This is a genomic window from Actinomycetota bacterium (assembly GCA_030682655.1).
Classification (GTDB): Bacteria; Actinomycetota; Coriobacteriia; order Anaerosomatales; family JAUXNU01; genus JAUXNU01.
This window is the reverse complement of record JAUXNU010000128.1, coordinates 1-1951: the sequence shown is the minus strand read 5'-3', so window position 1 is coordinate 1951 and position 1951 is coordinate 1. Positions and strand designations below refer to the sequence as shown.

General features: G+C 62.2%; 3 protein-coding genes. All 3 read right to left on the bottom strand.

The features are described 5' to 3' along the window. Positions 1-38: 38 nt before the first annotated feature. A complete protein-coding gene (locus Q8K99_08120) occupies positions 39-938 on the bottom strand; it encodes an IS3 family transposase (protein MDP2182522.1) in 900 nt (299 codons plus the stop codon). An 8-nt stretch (positions 939-946) separates the two neighbouring features. Continuing rightward, on the bottom strand, positions 947-1249 hold the full coding sequence (locus Q8K99_08115) for a transposase (protein ID MDP2182521.1): 303 nt from the start codon (positions 1247-1249) through the stop codon (positions 947-949). A 51-nt stretch (positions 1250-1300) separates the two neighbouring features. Continuing rightward, the coding region (locus Q8K99_08110) for a HAMP domain-containing sensor histidine kinase (GenBank protein ID MDP2182520.1) at positions 1301-1951 on the bottom strand (651 nt) is incomplete at its 5' end.

Genomic DNA, 1951 nt, shown 5'->3' with positions numbered 1-1951 from the left:
GGCGCTCTTGAAACGCCCCGGGTTCCACGTCGGCTCGATTATGTGGAAGCCACGGCTAGCGTGGCGACTTCCTGATTATAGCGGTCGAGGACCTGGAGCGGTGCCAGCCGCCTGATCCTGCCGTCCTCCACGACGGTGAGTGAGAGGTGTCTGCGTCGAGCGTTGTACCAGCCGATGTAGCTGACGAGCGCGAGTTCGAGGTCCAGTCTGGTCTTCCACGTGTAGCGCTTGGTGAGCTCCCGCTTGAGTGTCGACATGATGCTCTCGGCCATGGCGTTGTCCAAAGCAGTGCCGGTCCGGCCCCTGCTCGGAGCGATGCCGGCGGCTTTAAGGCGCTCGGTGTATTCGTAGGACGTGTATTGGCTCCCGTTGTCTGAGTGCGCGATAAGGCCGTCGTCATGCTCCCGCCTCGACGCCAGCGCCATCTCCAGTGCATCGGTGACGAGAGACTGGCCCATGTGGCTTGTGAACTGCCAGCCCACGATGCGCCTCGTGTACACGTCAAGGACGACGGCCAGGTAGCCCCAGCCCTGCCACGTGCGAATGTAGGTGAAGTCCGAGAGCCACACAGCGTCGGGACGATCAGCGGTGAAGTCACGCTGCACGAGGTCGTCTGCAGCGACGGCATTCGAACATGGCACCGTCGTGAGCTGCGTCTTTCCGTTGCGACAGCCCTCGATGCCGTGTTTCCGCATCAGGCGCTCGACAGTGCAGCGGGCCACCTTGATGCCCTCGTCGTTGAGCTCGTCCCATATCTTGAGCTGGCCGTAGATGCCGTCGGATCCGGCATGCACACGCTTGATCTCACCCAGCAGGTACTCGTCTCTCAAGGTCCGCACCGACGGCGGTCTGGTCCGCCTGGCCCGGTACGCGGAGGCGGACGCCTCGATCTCCCGACACATCGGCTCGACCCCGAAGCGGTCGCGATGCTCATCCACGAACGCGCTCACCTCGGACGGGGCTGGTCGAGTTCGCGGGCGAAAAACACGCTCGCGGCTTTCAGTATCTCGTTGGACCGTCTCAGGTCGCGATTCTCATGGCGCAGTACGGAGAGCTCCTCGCGCTCGGCCGTCGTCAGCCGATCAGTGCGCGTACCGTCGTCGGCCTCGTCCTGACGCACCCACACCCGCAGAGTCTCGGGGTGGATGCCCAGATCGCGCGCGACCTCAGAGATTGAACGCTCGGACTCTCGGGCGACTCGGACGGAGCGCTCTCGGAACTCGGGGGAGTACTTCGATCGTCGTGCCATGGTTCTGACTCCTTTCTCCAGGACCAAGTAATCCTGGAAACGGAGCCTCCGTCAAACCCGGGGCGTTTCACTCTCGACCTCGATCTGTGCCCCAAGCATCTCGGCCAGTCGGAGGGACACTGCCAGGCCCAAACCGGTTCCTTCGTGCTTAGCGCGGCCCGGAGCGTTCGCTTGATAGAAGTCCTCGAAAATACGGGTCTGATACTTCACGTCGATTCCTGAGCCCGTGTCCTCGACCGCGACTCTCACGCTCGAGGTGTCATCAGAGATACGGGTCGTGATCCGGCCCTCGTCCGTGAACTTGAGCGCATTGGAGAGCAGGTTCAGTATGATCTGGCTCACGAAGGCGGGGTCGGTGTCGACAACCACAGGCGTCTCGGGTGCGATGAACTCCATGGCAACTCCCGGGGCGGCTGCTAGCGGCTTCACCGTGTCGAACATGGCTCTCACGACTTCGGTCAGATCCTCGACATGCTGTATTGAGGCTCGGCTCGCGCCGGATTCAATCTTCGCGAGGTCGAGAACTTCATTGATGAGACCCAGGAGATGCCGACCGGATCGACTGATCATCTCGACCTGCTTCGCCTGTTCCTCGTTGAGCTTTCCTGGCAGTTCTTGGGCGAGCACTCCCGAGAAGCCGATGATCGCATTGAGCGGGGTTCGCAGTTCGTGGCTCATCGCGGCGAGAAACTCGCTCTTGGC